This is a genomic window from Ruminococcus sp. CAG:330 (assembly GCF_000437175.1).
Lineage (GTDB): Bacteria > Bacillota > Clostridia > Oscillospirales > Ruminococcaceae > Ruminococcus_C.
This window is the reverse complement of record NZ_FR897977.1, coordinates 1-23549: the sequence shown is the minus strand read 5'-3', so window position 1 is coordinate 23549 and position 23549 is coordinate 1. Positions and strand designations below refer to the sequence as shown.

The 23549-nt window shown below is 54.4% G+C and carries 23 protein-coding genes; 15 read left to right on the top strand and 8 right to left on the bottom strand.

The window, feature by feature from the left end:
- Positions 1–23: 23 nt before the first annotated feature.
- Genes QZL66_RS00465 through QZL66_RS00450 form a run of 4 tightly spaced genes read right to left on the bottom strand, consistent with a single transcriptional unit; the run spans position 24 to position 1336 of the window.
- Complete coding sequence (locus tag QZL66_RS00465; RefSeq protein ID WP_022409805.1) at positions 24–278, bottom strand: pro-sigmaK processing inhibitor BofA family protein; 255 nt, start codon at positions 276–278, stop codon at positions 24–26.
- 19 nt (positions 279–297) lie between these two features.
- Positions 298–645 carry a hypothetical protein gene (locus QZL66_RS00460; protein WP_022409804.1) on the bottom strand — a complete coding sequence of 116 codons (348 nt, stop codon included), beginning with the start codon at positions 643–645 and terminating at the stop codon, positions 298–300.
- 19 nt (positions 646–664) lie between these two features.
- On the bottom strand, positions 665–1033 hold the full coding sequence (locus tag QZL66_RS00455; protein WP_293601732.1) for a hypothetical protein: 369 nt from the start codon (positions 1031–1033) through the stop codon (positions 665–667).
- A 51-nt stretch (positions 1034–1084) separates the two neighbouring features.
- Positions 1085–1336, bottom strand: a complete 252-nt coding sequence (locus QZL66_RS00450; protein WP_022409802.1) for a hypothetical protein — start codon at positions 1334–1336, stop codon at positions 1085–1087.
- Positions 1337–1532: 196 nt separating this feature from the next.
- Here QZL66_RS00450 and QZL66_RS00445 point away from each other — a divergent pair, with 196 nt between their 5' ends.
- The 3 genes from QZL66_RS00445 (at position 1533) to QZL66_RS00435 (ending at position 5135) form a co-directional block, all read left to right on the top strand.
- Positions 1533–2048 carry a metallophosphoesterase family protein gene (locus tag QZL66_RS00445; protein ID WP_022409801.1) on the top strand — a complete coding sequence of 172 codons (516 nt, stop codon included), beginning with the start codon at positions 1533–1535 and terminating at the stop codon, positions 2046–2048.
- 76 nt (positions 2049–2124) lie between these two features.
- A complete protein-coding gene (locus QZL66_RS00440) occupies positions 2125–4578 on the top strand; it encodes a YfhO family protein (RefSeq protein ID WP_022409800.1) in 2454 nt (817 codons plus the stop codon).
- 5 nt (positions 4579–4583) lie between these two features.
- Entirely contained in the window at positions 4584–5135 is a 552-nt protein-coding gene (locus QZL66_RS00435) for an NUDIX domain-containing protein (RefSeq protein ID WP_022409799.1), read from the top strand.
- Positions 5136–5201: 66 nt separating this feature from the next.
- Here the strand turns inward: QZL66_RS00435 and spoVG are convergent, their stop codons facing one another.
- Positions 5202–5507 (bottom strand): septation regulator SpoVG, encoded by a 306-nt coding sequence (gene spoVG / locus QZL66_RS00430; protein ID WP_022409798.1) that lies wholly within the window; start codon positions 5505–5507, stop codon positions 5202–5204.
- A 215-nt stretch (positions 5508–5722) separates the two neighbouring features.
- On the opposite strand from spoVG, the gene murC reads away from it, so the two are divergent.
- The 12 genes from murC to aspS all read left to right on the top strand — a co-directional run bounded on the left by murC (position 5723) and on the right by aspS (position 19198).
- Positions 5723–7153: a UDP-N-acetylmuramate--L-alanine ligase gene (gene murC, locus QZL66_RS00425; RefSeq protein ID WP_293601731.1), complete on the top strand. Its 1431-nt coding sequence runs from the start codon at positions 5723–5725 to the stop codon at positions 7151–7153.
- 130 nt (positions 7154–7283) lie between these two features.
- The gene (gene zapA / locus QZL66_RS00420) at positions 7284–7649 is read left to right on the top strand and encodes a cell division protein ZapA (RefSeq protein ID WP_022409796.1); all 366 of its coding nucleotides are present in this window, start codon (positions 7284–7286) and stop codon (positions 7647–7649) included.
- Positions 7646–9688, top strand: coding sequence for a peptidase U32 family protein (locus tag QZL66_RS00415; RefSeq protein WP_022409795.1), 2043 nt, complete (start codon positions 7646–7648; stop codon positions 9686–9688). The genes zapA and QZL66_RS00415 overlap by 4 nt, the downstream gene beginning before the upstream one ends.
- A gap of 18 nt (positions 9689–9706) precedes the next feature.
- The gene (gene dut, locus QZL66_RS00410) at positions 9707–10168 is read left to right on the top strand and encodes a dUTP diphosphatase (protein WP_022409794.1); all 462 of its coding nucleotides are present in this window, start codon (positions 9707–9709) and stop codon (positions 10166–10168) included.
- Between the two features lie 21 nt (positions 10169–10189).
- The gene (locus tag QZL66_RS00405) at positions 10190–10459 is read left to right on the top strand and encodes a DUF4321 domain-containing protein (protein WP_022409793.1); all 270 of its coding nucleotides are present in this window, start codon (positions 10190–10192) and stop codon (positions 10457–10459) included.
- A gap of 289 nt (positions 10460–10748) precedes the next feature.
- On the top strand, positions 10749–11765 hold the full coding sequence (locus QZL66_RS00400; RefSeq protein WP_022409792.1) for a rod shape-determining protein: 1017 nt from the start codon (positions 10749–10751) through the stop codon (positions 11763–11765).
- Positions 11766–11789: 24 nt separating this feature from the next.
- Positions 11790–12650, top strand: coding sequence for a rod shape-determining protein MreC (gene mreC / locus QZL66_RS00395; protein ID WP_022409791.1), 861 nt, complete (start codon positions 11790–11792; stop codon positions 12648–12650).
- On the top strand, positions 12637–13227 hold the full coding sequence (locus tag QZL66_RS00390) for a rod shape-determining protein MreD (RefSeq protein ID WP_022409790.1): 591 nt from the start codon (positions 12637–12639) through the stop codon (positions 13225–13227). The genes mreC and QZL66_RS00390 overlap by 14 nt, the downstream gene beginning before the upstream one ends.
- A 20-nt stretch (positions 13228–13247) precedes the next feature.
- Complete coding sequence (locus tag QZL66_RS00385) at positions 13248–15332, top strand: peptidoglycan D,D-transpeptidase FtsI family protein (protein ID WP_022409789.1); 2085 nt, start codon at positions 13248–13250, stop codon at positions 15330–15332.
- 243 nt (positions 15333–15575) lie between these two features.
- On the top strand, positions 15576–15980 hold the full coding sequence (mgsA, locus tag QZL66_RS00380; protein WP_021680598.1) for a methylglyoxal synthase: 405 nt from the start codon (positions 15576–15578) through the stop codon (positions 15978–15980).
- A gap of 115 nt (positions 15981–16095) precedes the next feature.
- Complete coding sequence (gene hisS / locus QZL66_RS00375) at positions 16096–17430, top strand: histidine--tRNA ligase (protein WP_022409788.1); 1335 nt, start codon at positions 16096–16098, stop codon at positions 17428–17430.
- Entirely contained in the window at positions 17423–19198 is a 1776-nt protein-coding gene (aspS, locus tag QZL66_RS00370; RefSeq protein ID WP_226943359.1) for an aspartate--tRNA ligase, read from the top strand. The genes hisS and aspS overlap by 8 nt, the downstream gene beginning before the upstream one ends.
- Before the next feature lie 68 nt (positions 19199–19266).
- Here aspS and QZL66_RS00365 read toward each other — a convergent pair whose 3' ends face one another.
- The 3 genes from QZL66_RS00365 to QZL66_RS00355 form a co-directional block, all read right to left on the bottom strand.
- Positions 19267–20475: a transglutaminase domain-containing protein gene (locus tag QZL66_RS00365; protein WP_022409786.1), complete on the bottom strand. Its 1209-nt coding sequence runs from the start codon at positions 20473–20475 to the stop codon at positions 19267–19269.
- A 111-nt stretch (positions 20476–20586) separates the two neighbouring features.
- Complete coding sequence (locus tag QZL66_RS00360; protein ID WP_022409785.1) at positions 20587–21198, bottom strand: cytidylate kinase-like family protein; 612 nt, start codon at positions 21196–21198, stop codon at positions 20587–20589.
- 152 nt (positions 21199–21350) lie between these two features.
- Positions 21351–23483 carry a cellulase family glycosylhydrolase gene (locus tag QZL66_RS00355; protein ID WP_022409784.1) on the bottom strand — a complete coding sequence of 711 codons (2133 nt, stop codon included), beginning with the start codon at positions 23481–23483 and terminating at the stop codon, positions 21351–21353.
- Positions 23484–23549: the final 66 nt, after the last annotated feature.

Here is a 23549-nt window from a genome sequence, read left to right as displayed (position 1 = left end):
GATCTGGAACAGGCGTTTTTGTATCAGATTGCAAAGTGCAGCGCAATCATAAGAATCACACCGGGGATTCCCAAGATCGCCGACTGCAACAGATGCAGCGCATTCAGCGCCGGCGTAAACCCGAAGAGATGCCCGCCGTAGTGCACCAGAAACAGCGCAGCAAGTCCGCCAATCGTTCCCGCCAGCATTGAGCGAATGGGGTGCTTTCTCCGAAAATAATACAGGATCATGACCAGAGCAAGCCCCGCCCAGACCGACCAGAATATCACATCATTCATCTTGTCATCTCCTCCTCGCCTACGTCAGCAGGTACGCCAGCGCCATCAGCAGCTTTTTGTCGCAGTTCTCATTTCCGCCGTCTTTGTAAATCATCGCCATCATCGCCAAAATCAACATGTGGTCGCTGTCCAGATGTGAGAGCAGCTCAGCCGGCCCGTGATTTACCAGCTCCGCCAATCCGGAAAACGGTGTTCCTGCCGGCGGTTTTACTGGCGGTTCCGGAGCGGCAGAAGATGGCAGCATATCCCCCATGGGTTCCTGTCGCATCCCGCCGGGAAGAATCGGCGCACGCTGCTGCATTTCCCGTGCACGCCTCGAAGCCTCCCGCCGCATGTTGTCCTGTTCCTGCGGAGAATACCGTGCCATCTGTCCTCACCTCCTGCGCCTAGAGCAAATCCTGAAGCAGTCCGTTCTCCTTTACCGCACTGAAAACTGCATACAGTTTCAGCAGTTTGACCGCCTGATCCACCTTTTTCTGCCGGTCTGTTTTCAGATGTGGCCGAAGTGCCATAAGCAGCTGCGTATCCTCATCATTGCGGTGCATCGCTCCCATCAGCTCCTGCACCTTCAAAAGCATCCCCATGTCAAAACCGCCGGATGACGATTCCTCTGCGGATGATGCTGCATCGGAGGCTGTGTCTGAGGACGATTGTTCCGTGCCGTCATCCTCCTGCTGCCGGAGCATCTGCGCCAGCTCCTGAAGCTGCTGCAAGCTCTCAGGGTCGGACAAAAGCTCCCCCATTTTCCCCAGCATATCGTCCACCGCCGCTCACCTCCTCCAACGTGTGCGCATCCGCTCTACCGTCTATTTTTTTCCGGATAGCTTCTGATACAGCGCCTGTGCCTGCGGCGAACTCACCAGCTTCTCCACCATCTCCGGATTTTTCAGCACCTTTTGCAACATGGCGGAATCCTTGGGACTCATGTTTTTCAGCACCTTGTCATACTTACCGGACTCCAGTTCCTGACGCAGCTGCGCCGGCGGAACGCCCAGCTTTTTTCCGGCTGCTGCCAGCAGCTGATCCACCTGTTTCGGGTCTAATTTCTGTCGATCCATATGCTTCTGCTCCTTTCCAGCATCAAAAATCCCCTGCAAAAACGAGAGAATTTCTGTCAGCATCCAAACGCATTTCTGCGAAAAGATACGGCGCACCTTCGAAACGGCTGAAAAAATATTCCACGGAAGATATTGTATTACCGCTACGATTGTGCTATAATATAGGTTGATCCAATCATCGACCAAGGAGGTACTTATGCGCATTCTTGTGATATCTGATACCCACGGAGATCTCCGTGCACTCACCCGCATTGTAGAGGAGAATCAGAACGCCGATTATATCCTTCACCTCGGCGACTGCGAAGAGGAGTGCCGTGCGCTGCTGGCAGACAAGCCGGAACTGGCATCACGGTTTCTCCGTGTCAGGGGCAACAACGACTTCGGCAGCAGCACACCGCTTTTTGCAACGCTGCGTGTATCGCTCCAGCACAAGATCTTTTTCACACACGGTCATAAATACGGCGTATACTACGGCACAGAACAGCTGGTGCAGATGGCAAAAGAAAATCACTGCGACATCGCCCTCTTTGGACACACCCACTGTTCCATGTGCGCCTATACCGACGGTGTCTATGTGATGAATCCCGGCAGCGCCAGCTGCCCACGAGACGGACGCGACCCCTCCTACGGTTACGTGGATATCGTGGACGGCGGTGTCATGACCAATGTCGTCTTTTTCCGGCGATCCTTCCGCAGACACCTCTGGGAATAATCCGCCTGCTACAGTATATGCAGCGGCAGACAGAAGTTTCCTGCCGCAGACACACCGAATAAGGAGCACACCATTCATGAAACACATTTCCCTTCGCCCCGATTCCTGGAACAACGAGCGGCGGCGCTACCTGCTGACCTTTCTTCTGGGATTCGGCACGCTGCTGCTGGTATTCCTGCCCGTCATCATCGCAGACGGCGGCTATTTCATCTACTACGGCGATTTCAATTCGCAGCAGATTCCGTTCTACAATCTTGCCAACGACGCCGTGCGCAGCGGCAGCTTCGGCTGGAACTGGTACACCGATCTGGGCGCCAACTTCATCGGCTCCTATGCCTTCTACCTGTTCGGCAGCCCGTTCTTCTGGATCACCACCATTCTGCCACGAAGCTGGGTGACATTTTCTATCCCCATTCTGCTCTGCATCAAGCATGGTGTCGCTGCACTGACCGCTTACGCCTACATCCGCAGGTTTGTGCAGAATTCCAACGCCGCCATTGTGGGCGGTCTGCTGTACGCCTTTTCCGGCTTCCAGCTATTCAACCTGTTTTTCAATCATTTTCAGGATGTCACGGCGTTTTTCCCCCTGCTGCTCATCGCCATGGAGGAGTGCGTCAACCGGAATCGGCGGGGCGTTTTTGCGCTGGCAGTTGCCCTGCTCGCCGCCCTCAACTATTTCTTCTTCACGGGACAAGTGGTATTTCTGGTGCTCTATTTCATTGTGCGCTGCTTCTCCAGGGATTTCCATGCCTCCCTGCGAAAATTCTTCGTCCTGCTCTTTGAAGCAATTCTCGGCGTTGCCATTGCGTGCGCCGTTCTGCTTCCGGCAGCCCTCGCCGTCTTTGCCAACGATCGGGTTTCCGAACACCTCTATGGCATGGACATGATGGCATACAGCGACCGCACCAGAATCTGGCGCATTCTCCTGAGTCTGTTCCTGATTCCGGACGTTCCGGCAAGACCGAACCTGTTCTCCTCCAATGCGGCAAAATGGGCTTCCATCGGCGGCTATCTCCCTGTGTTTTCCATGGCTGGCGCCCTCTCTTTCCTGAAACAGCGGGACGGCCACTGGGCAAAGCGTCTGACCATTATTTGCGCCGTATGCGCCTGCGTTCCCATTCTCAACAGTGCATTCTATGCGCTGAACGGTTCCTATTATGCACGCTGGTTCTATATGCCCGTGCTGATCCTCGCCATGATGACCGCCTATGCGCTGGATCAAAAGGAAATCCAGTGGCGGTACGGCTTCCGTATCTGTGCCATTTTCATGGCAGCGTTTGCAGCGATCTCCCTGCTGCCCAAGAAAGACGAAGAGGGAAACGTCGTCTGGTTCTCCTTTCCCAATTATCCGGAGCACTTCTATCTGGTACTGGCGGTCTGCGCAGCATTTCTGGTGCTGGCTGCCCTGCTCATTCGCCGCAGAAACGCCGGAAAGCCTTTCTGGAAACTCACCGTCCTCACCACCACTTGCGCCTGCCTGATCTGTACCATGGTTGTAGTATACTTCGGCGCATTCACACCCCAGCGTGCCAGACAGTATGTGGACGAGGCAATTGACCCGGAGAACGACATCTCCATCTCGGTTTCCGAGGACGACTTTTTCCGGACAGACATCTCCGAGAACTGCGACAACTACCCCATGCTCTGGAAGCTCCCCTGCATGCGTGCATTCCAGAGTGTTGTGCCGGTATCCATCATGGATTTCTATGAGAGCATCGGCGTCACACGGGACGTTGCCTCCCGTCCGGATCTCTCCTACTACGCCCTGCGTGGACTGTTCTCCGTCAAGTACTACTTTGATCAGGTGGACGTGAGCAACGCCATCACCGAAACACCGGAACTGGATCTGCCCGGCTTCGTTTACGAGGAAACGGAAAACGGATTCCGGCGCTTCCGGAATACCGCCTATATTCCCATGGGCTTTACGTTCGATCAGTATATCTCCGAGGATGTGTGGGATGCCACTTCCGAGAGCCAGCGCTGCCCGCTTCTGATTCGTGCGCTGGTGCTCTCCGACGAACAGGTGGAGAAATACGGGAACTGGATGAAACCGATCACCTCGCAGGATCTCCGCATGACAGAGGACGAGTACCTGACCGAATGCAGCGAACGTGCTGCCTCTGCCTGCGATACGTTCACCTATGATTCCTACGGATTTCAGGCATCCATTACCACGGAAAAGCCGAATCTGGTATTCTTCAGCGTGCCCTACGAGGACGGCTGGTCTGCCACGGTCAACGGCGAGGAAGTTCCTGTGGAAAAGGTGGACACGGGATTCATGGCGGTCCCTGTGGAAGCCGGCGAAAGCGACATCGTATTCACCTATGAAACACCCGGACTGCGTGCCGGTCTGTGGATTTCGCTGGGCGGTGTGATCTGCCTTGTGATCTATCTGCTGCTCTGCCGGAAATTTGTCCGGCGCACACCGGCAGAGGAACGCACACAGCTGGTATCTGCCGCAGACAATACCGCAAAAACAGAAGAACCGCAACCTATTGATACAACTAAAAGTGAAGAACAAGGAGTGTGAGTTTCATGCATTTACAGGAAGAAACCAAACGCAGTGAAAAGACCTATCAGGGAAAGGTGTTCTATGTCACCATGGATCAGGCGGAACTGGAGGACGGCAAGCTGGTTCAGCGGGACGTGGTGCACCACTCCGGCGGTGTCTGTGTTGTCCCGCTGACGGACAAGGGTACAGTGCTCATGGTTCAGCAGTTTCGCTATCCCATGCAGCAGGTGACGCTGGAAGTGCCCGCCGGAAAGATCGAGCCGGGAGAAGATCCGGCGGAGTGCGGCAGACGGGAGCTCTCGGAGGAGGCAGGACGCACCTGCGAGCGCTACACCTATTTGGGAAAGCTCTTCCCCACTCCCGCATATGATACAGAGGTCATCCATATGTATCTGGCGGAAAAACTCTCCCGCCCCACCGCACAGAATCTGGACGAGGGCGAGTTTCTGGATGTGACAGAGCTTCCGCTGGAGGAGGCGGTGCAGATGGTCATGGAAGATCAGATTCCGGATGCCAAGACGCAGATTGCCCTGCTCAAAACATACTTCCTGTTGCAGCAGCGGAAAAACTCGTAAGAGCACAAAAAAAGACCGCCCAAAAGGCGGTCTGCCGAAAATATTTTCTGGATCTTGGAAAAGTTTTCAGAATGCTGATTCCTGCATGGCTTCCTCCTGCGCCTCGGCCTCCATCAGTGCCAAGTGACGGAGGTAGGTTTCCAGAATCTGCTCCTCCATCATCTTGCGGGCCTCTGAGGAAATCGGATGTACAATGTCCCGGAATACACCGTTCTCATCCTTCCGACTGGGCATGGCAACAAACAAGCGCTCGTCGCCCTGAACTACCTTGATGTCATGGACTGCCAGCATGTCGTCGATGGTGACAGAGACAACGGCACGCAGTCGTCCCTCTGTGATGATCCGTCTGATCTTGATATCTGTGATTTCCATAAGATGACCTCCTCGTTTGCAGCACATCTGATTTCCTTGCTGTCCACCTGAATGCTGCGTCCCGCCAATGCGGAACTTCATTTCTGCCGACTCTTTTATTTCGTAAGTATTTCGCCGAAAACTTTCGCTTTTTCAGCAGATTTGGCGTGAACTTACGTTATCATCTAGTATACACGATATAATTTAAATTTGTGATAAGGAAAAAGGTGATTTTTTTGAACAAAGACATCCTAAACGGTAAAAAGCATATTCATTTCATCGGAATTGGCGGCAGCGGCATGTATCCGCTGGCACAGATCCTCCACGCACGTGGATTTTACCTCACTGGCTCTGACAACAACGAAACCGAGACGCTTCAGGCGGTTCGGGACATGGGTATTCCGGTACAGCTGGGACAGCGTGCGGAAAACATCGAGGGCGCTGACCTGATCGTGCACACCGCAGCCATCATGGCGGACAATCCGGAACTCATCGCCGCCAAGGCAAGCGGCGTTCCGGTTCTGGAGCGCAGCGAGCTGCTGGGCATCGTGACCAGCTGGTACGACAACGCCATTTGTGTTGCCGGCACCCACGGCAAGACTACCACGACCTCTATGGTGACGCAGATTCTGTTCACCGCCGGCGTGGACCTCTCCGCATTCATTGGCGGAAAGCTGCCCTGCATCCACGGCAGCGGCAGAAGCGGTTCCAGCGACATCATGACCTGCGAGGCATGCGAATTCGTGGACACGTTCCTAAAGCTCTATCCGGACATCGCTGTTCTGCTGAACATCGACGCCGACCATCTGGACTACTTCGGCACGGTGGAGAACATCATCAAATCGTTCCACAAGTTTGCGCAGCTCACCTCGAAAGCCGTCATCTACAACGGCAGCGATGCCAACACCTGCAAGGCAATGGAGGGCATCGAGGGCAAGGAGCGCATCACGTTCGGCAAAACCGCCGACTGCGACTACTACCCCATGGACATCCGCCATGTCTCCGGTCTGGAAACCCACTTCCAGCTGATGCACCACGGCGCATCGCTGGGTGAGATTGTCCTGCACGTTGCCGGCGAACACAACGTCCTAAACGCTACCGCAGCCGCTGCTGCTGCCATGTATGTGGGCGTGTCTTTCGAAGACGTAGCAAAGGGACTTGCCGCTTTCCGTGGCGCCGGCAGACGCTTTGAGAAAAAGGGCGAGGTCAACGGCATCACGCTGGTGGACGACTATGCGCACCATCCCACAGAGCTGACTGCTACCCTGAAAGCGGCAATGGCAATGCCGTTCCGTCAGGTCTGGGCAGTGTTCCAGCCCTTCACCTTCTCTCGGACGGCAATGCTGCTGGACGAATTTGCAGAGGCGCTCTCCATTCCGGATCACGCTGTGCTGACGGACATCATGGGCTCCCGGGAGAAGAACACCTACAACATCTTCACCCGCCAGCTGGGCGAAAAGATTCCGGATGCCGTTTGGTTCCCGCAGGATGAGAGCAATCCGGAGACTACCGACGAGCGGAAGTACGCCAACTTTGCACAGGTGACGGAATATATCTGCGACCATGCACAGCCCGGCGATCTGGTCATTACCCTGGGCTGCGGCGATATCAACAAAGTCAACAAGATGATTCTGGAGGAGCTGGAGCGGCGGCAGGCTGCGAAATAACCGTAAAAATTTGCAGATATTCTCTTTTCAAGGGCCGAAAAATATTGTATAATGTTGTGTGAGCATCTGTTTTGCCGTTTCATGCAAAACCGGTTCTCAGAATCTGCTTCATAGAAAGGATCATGCCTCTATGTCAAATAAAGTAAAAGTGGTGATCTGCGGAAAGGACTTCACGCTCCAGACCTCAGAATCCGCAAACTATGTCTTTGGGCTGGCACGGACGCTGGAATCTCGTATCTCGGAGATCACCGATTCCAACAGCAGCGCCTCCCCCTTTACCGCTGCCATCATGGTTGGTCTGTCTGCGCTGGATGACCTGAACAAGGCAAACGCCAAGCTAGACGCTCTGCGAGATCAGTCGAAAGAATATGTAGACGAAGCCGGAAAGACTCGTCTGGAACGGGACGCTGCTATTCAGCAAGTTGAGGCGCTCCGCTCCCGGGTTGCCGCACTGGAACAGGAGCTGCGGGAAGCTTCTCTGAAATCGCCCAAATGAGCATGCCGGAAATTTTAGCGCCGGCCGGCTCTCCGGAGGCACTCCTTGCGGCACTTCGCTGCGGTGCGGACGCTGTCTATGTGGGCGGAAAGCAGTTTTCTGCCCGCCAGAGTGCGGAGAATTTTGACGGTGCTGCACTGAAAGAAGCTGCGGACTTATGCCATCTCTACGGCGCAAAACTCTATCTGACAGTCAACACGCTGGTGTTTGATCGGGAATTTGATGCACTGGACGCATGGATTCGGGAGGCAGCCGGCTGCGGCATTGACGCATTCCTGGTGCAGGATCTGGGCGTACTGGCGCTGATTCAGGAAATCGCACCGGATGTTCCCGTCCACGCCTCCACACAGATGACCATCCACACCAAAGCCGGCGTGGAATGGGCAAAACGGCAGGGCTTCTCCCGTGTCGTGGTGTCCCGTGAGATGTCACGAAAAGAACTTGCACCGCTATGTCAGTGCGGCATTGAAATCGAACATTTCGTTCACGGTGCCCTCTGCATGAGCGTATCCGGACAGTGCAGTCTTTCGGCGATGATCGGTTCCCGCAGTGCCAACCGGGGACGCTGTGCCCAGGCGTGCCGTCTGCCATTTTCGGCGACGGGAAAAGCAGGTGTCTGTGCCCTCTCCCTGAAAGACCTCTGCCTCGTCCCCTACATGCAGCAGCTGATGGCGGATGGCGTGGCATCCCTGAAAATCGAGGGACGCCGGAAACGTCCGGAGTATGTCGCCGCTGCTGTCACTGCACTGGTACAGGCACGAGATGGGGTGGAACCGGATCTGGAAACACTCCGTGCCGCCTTTTCCAGAAGCGGATTCACGGACGGCTACTACACCGGAAAGCGCCGGAACATGTTCGGGACACGGCAAAAGGAAGATGTCCTGCAAATGCAAAAGGTACTCCCCGCACTGGAAAAGCTCTACCAAAAGCCCACGGGACGTGTGCCTCTGACCATGCACGTCACTGTGCAGGAGGGATGTCCCGTTCGCCTGCGGCTCTCCGATCCCGATGGAAATCAGGCGGAAGTCACCGGTGATTGTCCGCAGCCAGCCCGCATACGTCCCACCGACAGTGCGCAGCTGCAGCGGCAGCTGGAGAAGCTGGGCGGGACGATCTACACGCTGAAAGCACTGACCGCAGATTGCGACGGCATTTCCATGCTGCCGGCTTCTGCGTGGAATGCCGTGCGCCGCAGCGGTGCCGAGGCGATGAACCGCCGGCGCATCCAGAAAAACACGCCGGTCTATGCGCTGCGTCCGGCATCGAAACCTGCACCGGCACAGGAAACTGCACCGGCACATCCGCTCTTTCGGGTACAGGTGGCTCACGCCGAAAAGGCAGCCAAGCTTCTCGCCTGCGAGGACGTGGAAGCGGTATTGCTGCCGCTGACGGCGCTGCCGGAGCACTGGGATTTGCCGTCAAAGGAGCGTGTCTATCTCACACTCCCCCGCTACTGCCCCTCGGAGGACAAGCTGGCAGAGCAGCTGGAACAGGCGGTGCAGCACGGCTTCCGGCATCTCGTCTGTGAAAACGTAGCGCATCTCCTGCTGGGCGAAACGCTCGGCATGACTCTGCACGGCGGGCTGGGACTCAATGCGGCAAACTGCCGCTGCCTGACGTTCCTCCGTCAGCAAAAGCTGGCGGACACCATGCTCTCGCCGGAACTGACTGCCGCACAGATCCGGCACTGCCACGGGCTGCCCTTCGGGCTGTACGCCTACGGCAATCTTCCGGTGATGACCATGCGGAACTGTCCCATCCAAAACGAAGTCGGCTGCAAAAACTGCACCGGCACGCTCACCGACCGAACCGGCAGAAAATTTCCCGTGAGCTGTGACAAGTGCCACGGTGTTGTCACCATGTACAACGCCGTCCCCACATGGATGGCAGACAAGCCGGAGGCGCTGGAGCACGCTGCTTTCTGGCTGCTGGACTGCACATGTGCGGAAAATCCCTTTGCCATTCTGGAGGCATTCCGGCAATCGTCCGCTGCCCCATTTCCCGTCACTCGTGGACTCTATTTCCGTGGTGTCGAATAACACAGGAGGTATCCCCTTATGTATCTATCCATTCAAAAACTGCACCCCGATGCACAGCTGCCCGTTCGTGCAACAGCACAGAGCGCCGGCTATGACCTGCACGCCTATCTGGAACAGGATGTGGTTTTGCAGTCCGGCGAGATCCGCAAGATTCCCACAGGCATTGCAGCCGCACCCTCCCGCAAAGACGTGATGCTCTGCATCTTCCCACGCTCCGGACTGGCTTCCAAGTTCGGCATCTCGCTGGCAAATGCCGTTGGCGTTGTGGACAGCGATTACCGTGGGGAACTGCTGGTTCCGCTGATCAATCTGGGCAAGGAGGATTTCACCGTCCAAAACGGCATGCGCATTGCGCAGCTGGTGGTGGTTCCCGTGCTGTTTCCCACGTGTCAGGAAGTGGAATCGCTGGACGAAACCGAGCGGGGCAGCAACGGATTCGGCGCAAGCGGCATTTCCGAACCGCTGTCACATACAAAGTAAAGGAGCTGAACTGCAACTCTCATGAAAAAAGTTTTCGTCTATATTCTCGTGCTGGTCGTTGCGCTGCTGCTGGGGGGAATCCTCGGCAACGTGTGCGCCAACATTGAACCGCTGAGCTGGCTGGACTATATGCCGCCGCTGAACATCAAGGAACATCACTGGAATCTGTACGTTCTGGATCTCACCTTCGGGCTGCAATCCAAGTTCAATATTGCACAGGTGATCCTGGTCATCGTTGCGATCTTTACCGCCCCGAAAATCCAGAAGCTGATCTTCAAGGACAAGAAATAACGTCGTACCTGCGCACACAAATTGTATAATGTGCTGTAAAGATTTGCTTCTTTTTCATTTGATTTTTACAAAAACGGAGAATTTGAAAACTACAGAAATTTCCCGAAAAAATGATTGTCTTACCATCCGATTGGTGGTATAATAAAGAGAGCGTCATACAAATCCGGCTGTTTTTCAGAAAGCTGTCCATATTTTGAGCACACAGACTTTCGCAGCCTTTTTCGGCACCGCATTCCGGTACATCATGAATACATACCGGTATTTTTCGCAGCAAAAGGGAGCACACAACATGTTTACAAAAGATATTGGTATTGATCTTGGCACCGCAAATACTCTCGTGTATGTACGAGGAAAGGGAATTATCATCCGGGAACCGTCGGTCGTGGCGGTTAACACCCACACGGATCGTGCCAAATATGTGGGAAAAGAAGCAAAAGATGTCATCGGACGCACCCCCGGCTCCATCGTGGCAGTCCGTCCGCTGAAAGACGGCGTCATTGCAGATTTTGAGACAACCACCATTTTATTGCAGGAGTTCATCCGCAAGGCCATGCACGGCAAAATGTTCGCCCGTGCACGTGTCATCATCTGCATTCCGTCCGGCGTCACCGCCGTGGAACGGCGTGCCGTACAGGATGCCGCAGACCACGCCGGCGCACGTCCGGTGCTCATTGTGGAAGAGCCGATGGCAGCTGCCATCGGTGCCGGTCTGCCCACCACAGAGCCGACCGGCTGCATGGTGGTGGATATCGGCGGCGGCACAAGCGAGGTCGCAGTGATCTCCCTGGGAGGCATTGTGGTTTCGAAGAGTGTGCGCTGCGCCGGCGATGCGTGCGATGCAGCCATCATCAACTACATTAAAAAGCGCTATAACCTGCTCATCGGCGAACGCACAGCGGAGAGCATCAAGATTCAGATCGGCACCGCCTACCCCATCGACCGCAACGAAACCATGCAGATCAAGGGACGCAACCTCATGAGCGGACTCCCCGAAAATGTCAACATTACCTCCGACGAGGTGCGGGAAGCGCTGGCGGAACCGCTGTCACGCATTGTGGATGCGGTGCGTTGGACGCTGGAACAGACGCCGCCGGAGCTGGCTGCCGACATCATTGACCACGGCATCACTCTTACCGGCGGCGGTGCGCTGCTGCGTGGACTGGATCAGCTGATTCACAAGGAAACCGGCATGCCGGTCTTCATTGCGGAGTATCCGCTGGACTGCGTGGTCGAGGGCACGGGAAAGATTCTGGAAAACATGGACAAATACCGGGATACGCTGATGGATGAATCCCGCTTTGCATAACACGAAAACAGGAGGCAAAACCACATGGGCAGCTTTTTCAAAAGCAAAAAATTCCGGATCATTCTCTGCGTTGTTGCACTGCTCATCGGCGTGATGCTCTATGCCGTGACGCAGGACGGACACACGCTGCCGACGACCGGATTCGTGGGAACGGTTCTCAAGCCGGTTCGTGCGGTGTCCAATCAGATTTCCCAGACGGTAGAGCGTACCCTCGATGTCTTTGCAAAATCCAAGTCCTATCAGACGGAAAACCAGGAACTGCAGCAGCGTGTGGCAGAGCTGGAAAACCAGCTGGTGGACTACCACAAGACGCAGGAGGAGCTGGAAGATCTCAAGGGCTTCATGGGCGTCAAGAAAGACCATGAAGACTATGTGCTCTCCGATCCCTGTGCTATTATTGGCTATGTGGAGAACGACCCGTTCCACGCCTTTTACATCGATCAGGGCAGCGAGGACGGCATTTCCGTTTACGATCCGGTGGTGACATCAGAGGGGCTTGTGGGAATTATTTCCGAGGTTTCCCAGCACTATTCCACCGTGGAAACCATCTGCTCCCCCAATCTCTCCATCGGTGCGGAATCCTCTGAAAAAAAGGAATCCGGCATTGTGGAGGGAGATGTCACACTGACCGCAGATTACCAGTGCCGCATGATCTATCTGGAAAAGGAGACCACGCTGAAAGAGGGCGACCTCATCGTCACTTCCAATTCCGTGGGAATCTTCCCGCAGGGTTATCTCATCGGTTCGGTGCAGTCTATCGAGCCGATGGACAGCGGGCTGAGCTATTGCGCCATTCTGAAGCCGTCCGTTGATCTGGCGAGTCTGACCAACGTTATTGTTATCACAGATTTTGCCGGAAAGGAGCAGAAGGATGCGGAGAACTAAGTTTACCCCATTCCGGGAAAACCGGCATCCCAAAAACATGCGCCTGCGCAATGTCTTTCGCTGGATTCTCTATGGACTGCTGATTCTGCTGGCATTTATCTTTTCTACTTCCGGCGATTACACCAAACCGCTGCTGATGATCCCCATCGCCCTGTGTATCTCCTCCGTTTCCAAGGAGGCAGTAGCAGGCAGTGTGGGAATCGTGTGCGGTTTTTGCATGGATGTCACCACTGGTTCGCTGCCGGGATATCACGCAATTCTGCTGTTTCTCCTGTGCATGCTGACTGCACTGCTCTACGACCGGCTCATGCAGCGGCGCTATTTCAACATGCTGCTGTTCACCGCTGTTGTGACATTTTTGGTGACTGGTGCGGACTTTTTCTTTCGGTATGCCATGTGGGGCTATGACCATATGGCAATGATCTATACGCACTACATGCTGCCCTGCCTGCTGTACACCTGCATCAGCACCATTGTTATCTACCCCGTTTTCCACTGCATCCACCGCTTCCTGCTTCCGCAGCAGCGGCGCACCATTGAGAAAACCATTCGCACCCTTGAGGAATCCGAGGAGTAATCCCCCAGAAAGGAAGTCACATGAAACACACTGCATCGAGTTATGTCAAGCTCTCTCTTGCCAGTCTTTTGGTGCTGGCATCCTGCTGCCTTTGCGCTTGGAGATTGATGAAAATTCAAGTGGTGGAAAGTGAACGGTATTCCATTCAGCACGTAACCACGCAGAAATACGCCCAGACCATTCAGGCGACACGCGGCGAGATCGTGGATTCCGAGGGAACCCCCATCATTGAAAACAAGGTGGGCTATGATGTCATCATCGAGCCGGATACTTTTCCGGAGGACAACGCCAAGGGCAATCAGATTCTGCTCTCCATTGCCGACATTCTGCAAAAGCATCAGGTACAGTGGAGTTCTTCCCTGCCCATCTCGCAGACGAAGCCGTATACGTTCACAGGCGACGATGATGCCGTGGCTGAACTGAAAGAGAACCTCAAGCTCAATGTCTACGCCACAGCAGAAAACTGCATGGACAAGCTGGTCGCTGACTATGACATTTCCGACAGCTATTCGCAGGAAGAACAGCGCATTCTGGCTGGCATCCGCTACGAAATGCAGCTGCGCAGCTTCTCCCTGAGCAACCGGTTTCTGCTGGCGGAGGATGTGCCGCTGGAAACCGTCACAGAGCTGAAAGAACGTGGCATCACCCTCAGCGGCATGGACATCACCGAGGAAGCCGTCCGCTCTGTGGCACAGGGCAATGTGGTACCCCACGAGATCGGCACAGTCGGTCCGATTTACGCTACGGAATATGAGGAACTGAAATCCAAGGGTTACAATCTGGACGACGTGGTGGGAAAGAGCGGCATCGAACAGGCCATGGAGAGCGAACTGCGCGGCACAGACGGCATTAAAACCATCACCGTGGAAAACGGCAAGGTGGTTTCCTCGGATATCACCAAGCCGGTACAGTCCGGTCACACCGTGCAGCTCACCGTCAACAGCAAATTTCAGGGAAAGCTGCAGGAAATTCTGGACAGCTTCATCGGCAATTTTGACAGCCTGCGGGACGACCGCACCGAAAGTCTGGGCGAGGTTTCCTGCGGTGCACTGGTAGTGCTGGATGCCAAGGACGGCGGTGTTCTCGGCATGGCAACAGCGCCCACCTACGATCTGGGCGAGTACAAGACCAATTACGAGGAAATCCTCAACGCCGAGAACTCCCCTCTGTTTGACCGTGCAGCCTACGGACTGTACCGCCCCGGTTCCACCTTTAAAACCATTACCGCCACTGCCGGCATGAACGAGGGCATCATCAACGGAAATTCCACCTATTACTGCGGCCAGACCTACGAATTCCACGACCACACCTACAGCTGTACAGGCTACCACGGTGACATCGCCCTCACCCGTGCGCTTCAGGTTTCCTGCAACATCTTCTTCTATAAGCTCTCGGAAAAGCTCACCATCGACGGCATCACCAAATACGCCCGTCTGTTTGGATTGGGACAGGCAACCGGCCTGGAAACCGGTGACGCTGCCGGTCATCTCTCCGATCAGGAAACTTTCGCAGAAATGGGAGAGGATTGGACAGTCGGTCAGGTACTCCAGAGCGCCATCGGTCAGGGTGAATGGGCAGTTACACCGCTGCAAATGGCAAATGTCGCCTGCACCATCGCCAACAACGGCGTGCGCTATCAGCCACATCTGGTGGACAGCATCTGGGACTACAACCACGAGAACTGCGTCGAGGATATCGACCCTGTGGTTGCCGGCGAGATTAAACCCACCTCAGACGAAGTCTTTCAGTATGTGGAAAGCGGTATGATCGCCGCATCCACCAACAACTTCCCCACGCAATACTCTCTGCAAAATCTGGGATTTGACGTGGCGATCAAAACCGGTACCCCGCAGGTGGACGGCAGAGTACAGGACTCCTTCTTCATCGGCTATGCACCGGCAGAAAATCCGGAAATCGCTTTCGCCGGCGTTATCGAGGGCGGCGAGTACTCCAAGTACATGATCCGCTCCATCATTCAGGCGTATCAGCAGTGCGTCAAGGGCGAAAATGTCACCATCGACAATTTCGTTACAACAACTGCAACCACAACAGCAGCTTCTTCCGTATCCACCACAACAGTCACAACAGCGAGTCAGCACTCGTAAACGCACAACAAATTTGAAAGGAAGGCTGTTTTTTCGTCAAAATAGATAAACAAAACTATGGAAACCACCATACATTTCACAATTTTATCGCTCTTGCGGATAAAAACTTTGACAAATCCCAGTTTTGTGGTATAATAATATCAAAGACATTCGTATCAAAATCATAATAAAAATAACTTTATTACAAAAAATAATTTCATTTTTGTAGAAATTGATGAAAAATAGAAAGGATTGGTTTCCCAAATGACAATTGCACTGATTGCACATGATGCAAAGAAAGAACTTATGATTCAGTTCTGTATTGCTTACTGCGGCATTCTCTCCCGGCACACGCTGTGTGCCACCGGAACAACCGGAAAGCAGGTGGCAGAGGCAACGGGTCTGCGGATTCAGCGGTATCTCAGCGGTTCGCAGGGCGGCGACCAGCAGATTGCTGCCCGCATCTCCTGCAACGAGATCGACGTACTGCTGTTCTTCCGTGACCCCATCAATCGCAAGGCTTCGGAGCCCAATGAAATGAACCTGCTCCGCCTGTGCGATGTTCACAACGTTCCGGTCGCAACCAACATCGCCACCGCAGAAGCCCTGATCATGGCGCTGGAGCGCGGCGATCTGGATTGGCGTGAGATCGGCAATCCGTCCATCTAACCGCCTTTTCCAGCAATGCGGCATCTGCCAATTTCCGCACAATGACTCATAAGTTGACCCCTTTTCGGAGGGGCAATTTTTTGCATATGGCAAGCATAGGAGGTTTTTTAACAATATGGCTATCAAAATCACACGCCCACAGGGAACCGAGGACATCACCCCCAAGCAGATCTACAAGTGGCACACGGTAGAACGTATGGCACGAGAGACTGCGGAGAGCTTTGGTTTCCACGAAATGCGGATTCCGACATTTGAGAGTACCGATCTGTTCCTGCGCTCCGTGGGAGAAACCACCGACGTGGTACAGAAGGAAATGTACACCGTCAAGGCCAAGGAAACAGAATTTACGCTGCGTCCGGAGGGAACTGCCGGTTCCATCCGTTCCATGCTGCAAAACGGTCTGCTCAACGATGCGCTGCCGCAGAAAATCTTCTATATCCTCTCCTGCTTCCGCCACGAAAGACCGCAGGCAGGCAGACTGCGGGAATTTCACCAGTTTGGTGTGGAAATGGCTGGCAGCGCCGGCCCTGCATCGGATGCGGAGATCATCGCCCTTGCCAAGGCAATTCTGGATCGTGCCGGTCTGAAAAACATTGCCCTGAACATCAACTCCATCGGCTGTCCTACTTGCCGTGCAGAATACCACAAGGCGCTGCGGGCATATTTCCAGCCGCACAAAGACGAGCTGTGCGAAACCTGCCAGACCCGTCTGGAAAAGAACCCCATGCGTATTCTGGACTGCAAGAGCGAGATTTGCTCCGGCATTGCCAAGGATGCGCCCGTCATTCTGGACTATCTCTGCGACGAGTGCCGCACGCACTTTGAAAAGCTGCAGGAATACTTGAAAGCGCAAAACATCGAATACACCATCAATCCGAAAATCGTTCGCGGTTTGGATTACTATACCAAGACGGTCTTTGAGTTTATCACCACAGACATCGGTGCACAGGGCACGGTCTGCGGCGGCGGACGCTATGATGGTCTGATCGAGCAGATGGGCGGCAAGCCCACACCGGCCATGGGCTTTGCCATGGGGCTGGAGCGTCTGATTTTGACCATGGAGAGCCAGGGCTGCGAGTTCCAGCCGCCGCACCAGTGCGACCTCTACATTGCGCCCATGGACGAGGCGGCCATTCCCACGGCAATGCAGATCGCAAGCTCGCTGCGTACCTCCGGCTATCAGGTGGAATACGACCTGATGCAGCGCAAACTGAAAGCACAGATGAAGTACGCCGACAAGATCGGGGCTACCTTTGTTCTGGTGCTGGGCGAAAATGAATTGCAGTCCCAGCAGGCAAACCTGAAAAACATGAAGACCAAAGAGCAGTTTCCCGTTTCTCTGGGCGAGAAATTTGAGGAAAAGTTTGACGATATCGCCATTCAGTACATGTTTCACGATGTCGTAAATGATTTTGAAAAGGAGTGTGGAACGCATGGATCAAATGAATGAACTGCGCCGTACCTGCTACTGCACAGAGACCTGCGGAAAAATGGGAGAAACGGTGGTTGTCGGCGGATTTGCACAGAAAGTGCGGAATCTGGGAAACCTGATCTTCATCGACCTGCGTGATATCACCGGTATCGTACAGCTGGCATTCAACGACCAGACCGACCGGGCAATTTTCGAAAAGGCTGCCTCCTGCCACAGCGAATATGTGCTGCTGGCAAAGGGTACAGTTGCAAAGCGTTCCAGCGTGAATCCGGATCTGAAAACCGGTGAGCTGGAAATACTGGTGGAGGATCTGCGTGTGCTCTCCAAGGCACAGACACCGCCGTTCGCCATCACTGACGAAACCAAGACCAACGAGGAGCTTCGCCTGAAGTACCGCTATCTGGATCTGCGCCGTGCACCGCTCCAGCACAACCTGCTCATGCGCCACAAGATCGCACTGGCAGCCAGAGAGTACTTCTATGCCAACCACTTCACCGAGATCGAAACACCTATGATGATGAAGTCCACGCCGGAGGGCGCACGGGACTACCTCATCCCCTCCCGTGTCCACAACGGCAAGTTTTACGCACTGCCCCAGTCCCCTCAGATCTACAAGCAGCTGCTGATGGTTGCCGGCATGGATCGGTACATCCAGATTGCCCGCTGCTTCCGTGACGAGGATTTGCGTGCAGACCGCCAGCCGGAATTCACCCAGATTGACCTGGAGATGTCTTTCGTTGACGTGGAGGACATCCTGCAAATGACAGAGGGCTTTGTGCAGTATCTGTTCCGCAAGGTGCTGGACATGGAGATTCCCACACCGCTGCCCCGCATGACCTACAAGGAAGCCATGGAGCGCTACGGTTCCGACAAACCGGACACCCGCTTCGGCATGGAGCTTCAGGATCTGTCGGACATCGTGAAGGACGTGGACTTCATGGTATTCCGCTCCGCTCTGGAAGCTGGCGGAAGTGTCCGTGCAATTGTTGCGAAAAACGCTGCATCTGTCCTGACCCGCAAGGAGATCGACAAGCTCACCGAAAAGGCAAAAGGCATTGGCGCAAAGGGTCTTGCCTTTGTCCGCTGGCACGATGAGAAGCCCAACTGCTCTTTCGCCAAGTTCCTGCCGGAGGGCAAGCTGGATGAAATCCTCAGCCATCTGGGCTGCGAAAAGGGCGACGTTGTCCTGATCGTGGCAGACAAGAACAAGGTGACACTGCCGGTTCTGGGCGCACTGCGTCTGGAGGTTGCCAAGAAGCTGGATCTGATTCCAGCCGGAAAGTTCAACTTCCTGTGGATCACACAGTTCCCGTTCTTCGAATGGAACGAGGACACCCAGCACTGGGATGCGATGCATCACCCGTTCACCATGCCCATGGACGAGTGCCTGCCCTATCTGGACAGCGATCCGGCACGGGTCACTGCAAAGGCATTCGACCTGGTGCTCAACGGCACAGAGCTGTCCTCCGGTTCCATCCGTATCACGGACTATGAGCTTCAGGAGAAGATGTTCCAGGCACTGGGGCTGACCGACGAGGAAATCGAGGCAAAGTTCGGCTTCCTGGTAGAGGCATACCACTACGGTGCACCGCCGCACGGCGGTCTTGGCATCGGTCTGGATCGTCTGACCATGGTAATGCTCCAGGCAGAGAGTCTGCGTGACGTTGTGGCATTCCCGAAGGTCCAAAACGCAAGCGAACTTATGAGCGCCTGCCCGTCTGCAGTTGATGCAGAGAGTCTGGATGTTCTGGGCATTCAGGTCACCCACAGCGAGGACGACGAATAATTCTTTTGACCATTATAAAAAAGAGCCAGCTCACAGGGAAATCCTCCCCACGGGCTGGCTCTTTTGAATTATTTCGGAACAATGCGCAAAATATAGGTTTTGGGATCCTCCCAGTAGGAGAAGGATTGAATGTCCGAGAACACCTCGAAAATCATGTCCTCCTCTGCAAGGTCCGTGGCCGCCGCTAGCAGCTGTTCCTCCGAACCAAACTGGATGGTCAGTGGCAACATTCCCGCCTCTCTCTGGCTTTGCAGCAGACTGCTGGCAGAGGCGTAGTCGTAGTAGTCCAGATACCAGCCGTTTCTGCGATAGTAACAGGCATCTGTTGCAGTACAGGGCGGGACGATGGACGGCGTTTCGATTTCATGGGTGCGGAACAGTTCATCTTGCGTCATGCAGAAGTAGAAGTAATCCGTGTACTCCATTCCATCATTCACAGCGCTATCCCCCCACGTGGGGTCGCAATAGTATGGCTGTCCATCGATCCAGATCAGATTCCATGCGTGCCCGACAGAACGGGATGTGCCGGTGACATAGGTGCAACGGATTCCGCTGGCATTCGCCAGATACTGAAACGTCTTGGCGTAGCCGGCGCAGACCGCCTTGCCATCAATCAGTCCGCCCAGCACGGAGCGCTTGCGGTTGGATTCTGCGGACTCCTCGTCCGCCACATCCTCATAGTCAATGCGTTCAATCACCGTCTGATAGAGGTATAGGGCACGGTCATACTCCTGGGGAATCTGCTTTGCCTGTGCAATGATGGGCGCTGCTGCAGCCTGCACCTGCGCCAGTTCCGACACAATGTCACGCTCCGAGATCCAGTATTCAAAACGGTAGGAAGTGCCCACTTGGGAAAATTGGTATGCCGACAGCCAGAACATCTCCGGATTGTCCGCATAGATGTTATCTAACAGCGCTATGGCAGCATCACCGTCTGTGCCATCCCAAAATGACCAGCTCCAGTCAAATTTCTCCAGATGCTGCTCCATCTCCGGCAGCATTTTCTGATAGCTGCTCTGCTCTGATTCGGACAGCAGCTGGTAATAGTAGTTGTCCGCATTTTCCGCCGGTGTGAACGGCACTGATGCTTCCGTACTTCCCGCAATATCCGAGATAGTCAGAACAGAGCTCTCCGTCGATACGGAACTCTCCTCATCGTCCCAGAACAAAATCGCTGCCGCCAACAGCAGCAAAATTAAAAAGAGTCCGCCTGCAAAGACCAGTGCACAGCCCAGACAGCATCCTTTTTTTCGTGTGCCTCCCGTTTGATTCGCCATACCTTCTCCCCTCAGAACCCGCCCTGTCTTTTGAAAAAAGGCGGTTCAAAACAAGATCCCGTTTCGAACCGCCTTTCTCAGAGCCTGCCATGACAGGTTCAATATTTTTGTTTAAAAAATCTTCTTTTTCGCTGTTTCTACGATCAAATCTGCGCAAAGCTCCGTTCCCAGCGATCCGCTGTTCAGGCACATGTCGTAGTTCGACTTGTCATACCAGTTTCCGCCGGTGTTGATGCTGTAGAACGTTTCACGGCGCTTGTCGATCTTGCGAAGCATTGCCTCCACACGCCGTGCCTCCACATGATAGGACGTGATGGCACGCTCCGAGCGGGTCTTGAGATCGGCATAGATAAACACGTTGAACAGGTTCTGCATCTCTCGCAGAATGTAGCTTGCGCAGCGTCCTACGATAACGCAGTCGCTCTTCTCCGCCAGTTCCCGAATGATGTTGGTTTCGATGATGTATACCTTATCGGAAAGCGGCAGGTTCTCTTCAATGGTGTGCGTCGGACTGGATGTCAGCATCAGCGTGTACAAAAAGCTCTTGGGCGCTGCTTCCTCTGCGGTTTCCAGATATTCCGGAGATACGTTGCAGCGCTCCGAAGCCATTTGCAGAATCTCCCGATTGTAGAACGGGATTCCCAGCTTCTGTGCTACCATTTCCCCGACCTCACGGCCACCGCTTGCATATTCTCTTTCAATTGTAATGATTCGATTACTCATTCCAATGCCTCCATTCCTGATGAATTTTTGTCTTTTTCATTATAGCATATTTTTCGCAATTTTGCACGCAGGGAACGAGATTTTTTATGGTTTTATCGAAATTCTATGTTTTTCACAGATACTGTTTTTAATTTTTGTGCAATTTTACCTCATCACTGTGCAGCATCCTGAATTGCCTGAATGATCTCCGGATAGTCCCAGGTGTTGTTGGAACGGTTCAGCAAGCCGAATTCCCCGCTGCTCTGACCGTTATCCCAGACAAAGCACTTGATGCCGTGTTTCTTGGCACTGCTGATATAATATGCAAACCACGCTGCACGTGCCTGCGTATTCTTCTTATCCACTGCGCCGAATTCGTCGATGATGACCGGAATGCCCTTGCTGATAAACATATCATCCAGATACTGGAAGTTCTTATCCAATTCCGCCTTATCCGCATCGCTGCCCCAGTCTGCACGGTCGTTTTCCGTACCGCAGAAATCCCACGGTGCATAGCTATGGATAGAAACGATCACATGAGAGTCATTGGGCACCTTGACAGCGCTCACAGCTGCCTCCGTAATAGACTGCGCATGAGAGGACACGATCAGCGTCCGCTCGGCGTGTGTTCCGCCGGCAGCACGTACTGTGTCCACAAACGCCTGAAACAGCTGGTTGATAACTTCCCGTTCCTCCGGCGTTCCGCCAGACCACTCTGTGGCAGAACCAATCACACGAGGTTCGTTCATGCCCTCAAAGATCAGGCGGTGGTCATAATCCTGGAATGTGGTGCAGATCTGTTTCCAGATGCTGGTCAGTGTTGCCTTGTCGCTCTCCAGCTTGTCGTTAGTGGGAACGAGCCACAGAGCATCGTCATGGTGCACGTTCAGAACGACGTACAGCCCTGCATCATAGGCATAGTCCACGACCTCCTTGACACGTGCCATCCACGCAGCATCGATGGTGCCGTCTGCGGACATGTGTTCGCCCCAGGTGACTGGGATTCGCACCGCATTGAATCCGGCTTTCTGCACAGTTTCGATCATTGCCTTAGTGGCCTTGGGATTGCCCCAGCCGGTTTCAGTATCGCTGGAATTTGTGTTGTAGCTGTCCAGCGTGTTGCCCAGATTCCAGCCCACCTTGATGTTGTCCACGATCTGTGCACTGGTCATGGCGTTGACCTCATCCTTGGTGGGAACCTCACCGGTCTTGACAGCAACTTCCCCGCCGGAGGATTCGGATGCGTCCGATTTCGGCGTGGTCTTGGTGGTAGTTCCGGTGCTGTTACTATAGCGAACGCTAACCTTGTTCAGCGTGATGCTCGCCTGATCGCTCCACCAGTACCCCAGCGAAACCTTTCCGCCCTGGTCGATCTCCGCCTTGACCTCATCCGGCACGATCCAAGTCAGAGAGAGATTCGAGGCATCTGTAAATACGCACACATTGGGCGACTGGTACCAGCCCTTGTCCGTGGCGCAATCTGCGCCTTCCTTGACGGAAACACCAAAAGCACCGGTGAATTTGCCCAGTGAACCGTCGCTGCTGACATCAAAAGTCACCGTCTGAAGGGTGTCGTCCTTGCCGATCAGATCGGACAGGGAGATGTCCGCCATTTTGGCAGCCTCATCGTTGTAATTCAGCGTTGCAGATGGACTGATCTCGTTAGTGCCGTCCACCGGAACCTCCTTGGTACGGGTGTAGGTGCAGACGATGCTGGTCAGCTGTACCTGCTGCACACCGCTCCACCAGTGTCCGAAGAGCACCTCGCCTGCCGGATCGATGTCCGACTGAATTTCCGACGGCACATTCCATGTAAATTCCGCATAGGAGCTGTTGAGGGACTGTTCAAAATCCGCTGCCTGATACCAGCCCTTGTCTGTTGCACTGGCACAGCTATCCTTGACAGAGATGCCGTAACCGCCCTTATAGTCCGCCAGATTGGACGAGCCGTCCGCTGCCTTCACGATGAACGTAAAGGACTGCACCACATCGCCGTCCTCAATGAAATTGCTGAGCTTTGCCTTATAATTGTTGGCATCATCACTGCCACGATCCAAGGTCGCATTGACCTCAATCTCCGTTCCCAGCGTTGTGGAAACCGTTTCCGTGGGGCTTACGTGCGCCGTGGTAGTGGTCGCCTCTGTGGTCTCCTCGGCTGCCTCTGTCTGCGCCTCAGAGGACTCCTCCGATGCCGAACTTTCCGCAGTGGAGGTACTGCTCTCCTCCTGCTTGCCGCAGCCGGTGAACACCGTTCCCGCCATGACACCAGCCAGAAGCAGCGCCGTCCATTTTTTCCAATGCTTCATGTTTCATACCCTCTCTTTCTTTTGCCGTTCTGAGAGCTCGTGTTCATAGGCGTCTATCTACGTCTT

Excerpts from the sequence above, each read along its gene's own strand:
- QZL66_RS00465 (WP_022409805.1), bottom strand. The coding sequence starts at position 278 with ATGAATGATGTGATATTCTGGTCGGTCTGGGCGGGGCTTGCTCTGGTC.
- QZL66_RS00460 (WP_022409804.1), bottom strand. The coding sequence starts at position 645 with ATGGCACGGTATTCTCCGCAGGAACAGGACAACATGCGGCGGGAGGCT.
- QZL66_RS00455 (WP_293601732.1), bottom strand. The coding sequence starts at position 1,033 with ATGCTGGGGAAAATGGGGGAGCTTTTGTCCGACCCTGAGAGCTTGCAG.
- QZL66_RS00450 (WP_022409802.1), bottom strand. The coding sequence starts at position 1,336 with ATGGATCGACAGAAATTAGACCCGAAACAGGTGGATCAGCTGCTGGCA.
- QZL66_RS00445 (WP_022409801.1), top strand. The coding sequence starts at position 1,533 with ATGCGCATTCTTGTGATATCTGATACCCACGGAGATCTCCGTGCACTC.
- QZL66_RS00440 (WP_022409800.1), top strand. The coding sequence starts at position 2,125 with ATGAAACACATTTCCCTTCGCCCCGATTCCTGGAACAACGAGCGGCGG.
- QZL66_RS00435 (WP_022409799.1), top strand. The coding sequence starts at position 4,584 with ATGCATTTACAGGAAGAAACCAAACGCAGTGAAAAGACCTATCAGGGA.
- spoVG (WP_022409798.1), bottom strand. The coding sequence starts at position 5,507 with ATGGAAATCACAGATATCAAGATCAGACGGATCATCACAGAGGGACGA.
- zapA (WP_022409796.1), top strand. The coding sequence starts at position 7,284 with ATGTCAAATAAAGTAAAAGTGGTGATCTGCGGAAAGGACTTCACGCTC.
- QZL66_RS00415 (WP_022409795.1), top strand. The coding sequence starts at position 7,646 with ATGAGCATGCCGGAAATTTTAGCGCCGGCCGGCTCTCCGGAGGCACTC.
- dut (WP_022409794.1), top strand. The coding sequence starts at position 9,707 with ATGTATCTATCCATTCAAAAACTGCACCCCGATGCACAGCTGCCCGTT.
- QZL66_RS00405 (WP_022409793.1), top strand. The coding sequence starts at position 10,190 with ATGAAAAAAGTTTTCGTCTATATTCTCGTGCTGGTCGTTGCGCTGCTG.
- QZL66_RS00400 (WP_022409792.1), top strand. The coding sequence starts at position 10,749 with ATGTTTACAAAAGATATTGGTATTGATCTTGGCACCGCAAATACTCTC.
- mreC (WP_022409791.1), top strand. The coding sequence starts at position 11,790 with ATGGGCAGCTTTTTCAAAAGCAAAAAATTCCGGATCATTCTCTGCGTT.
- QZL66_RS00390 (WP_022409790.1), top strand. The coding sequence starts at position 12,637 with ATGCGGAGAACTAAGTTTACCCCATTCCGGGAAAACCGGCATCCCAAA.
- QZL66_RS00385 (WP_022409789.1), top strand. The coding sequence starts at position 13,248 with ATGAAACACACTGCATCGAGTTATGTCAAGCTCTCTCTTGCCAGTCTT.
- mgsA (WP_021680598.1), top strand. The coding sequence starts at position 15,576 with ATGACAATTGCACTGATTGCACATGATGCAAAGAAAGAACTTATGATT.
- hisS (WP_022409788.1), top strand. The coding sequence starts at position 16,096 with ATGGCTATCAAAATCACACGCCCACAGGGAACCGAGGACATCACCCCC.
- aspS (WP_226943359.1), top strand. The coding sequence starts at position 17,423 with ATGAATGAACTGCGCCGTACCTGCTACTGCACAGAGACCTGCGGAAAA.
- QZL66_RS00365 (WP_022409786.1), bottom strand. The coding sequence starts at position 20,475 with ATGGCGAATCAAACGGGAGGCACACGAAAAAAAGGATGCTGTCTGGGC.
- QZL66_RS00360 (WP_022409785.1), bottom strand. The coding sequence starts at position 21,198 with ATGAGTAATCGAATCATTACAATTGAAAGAGAATATGCAAGCGGTGGC.
- QZL66_RS00355 (WP_022409784.1), bottom strand. The coding sequence starts at position 23,483 with ATGAAGCATTGGAAAAAATGGACGGCGCTGCTTCTGGCTGGTGTCATG.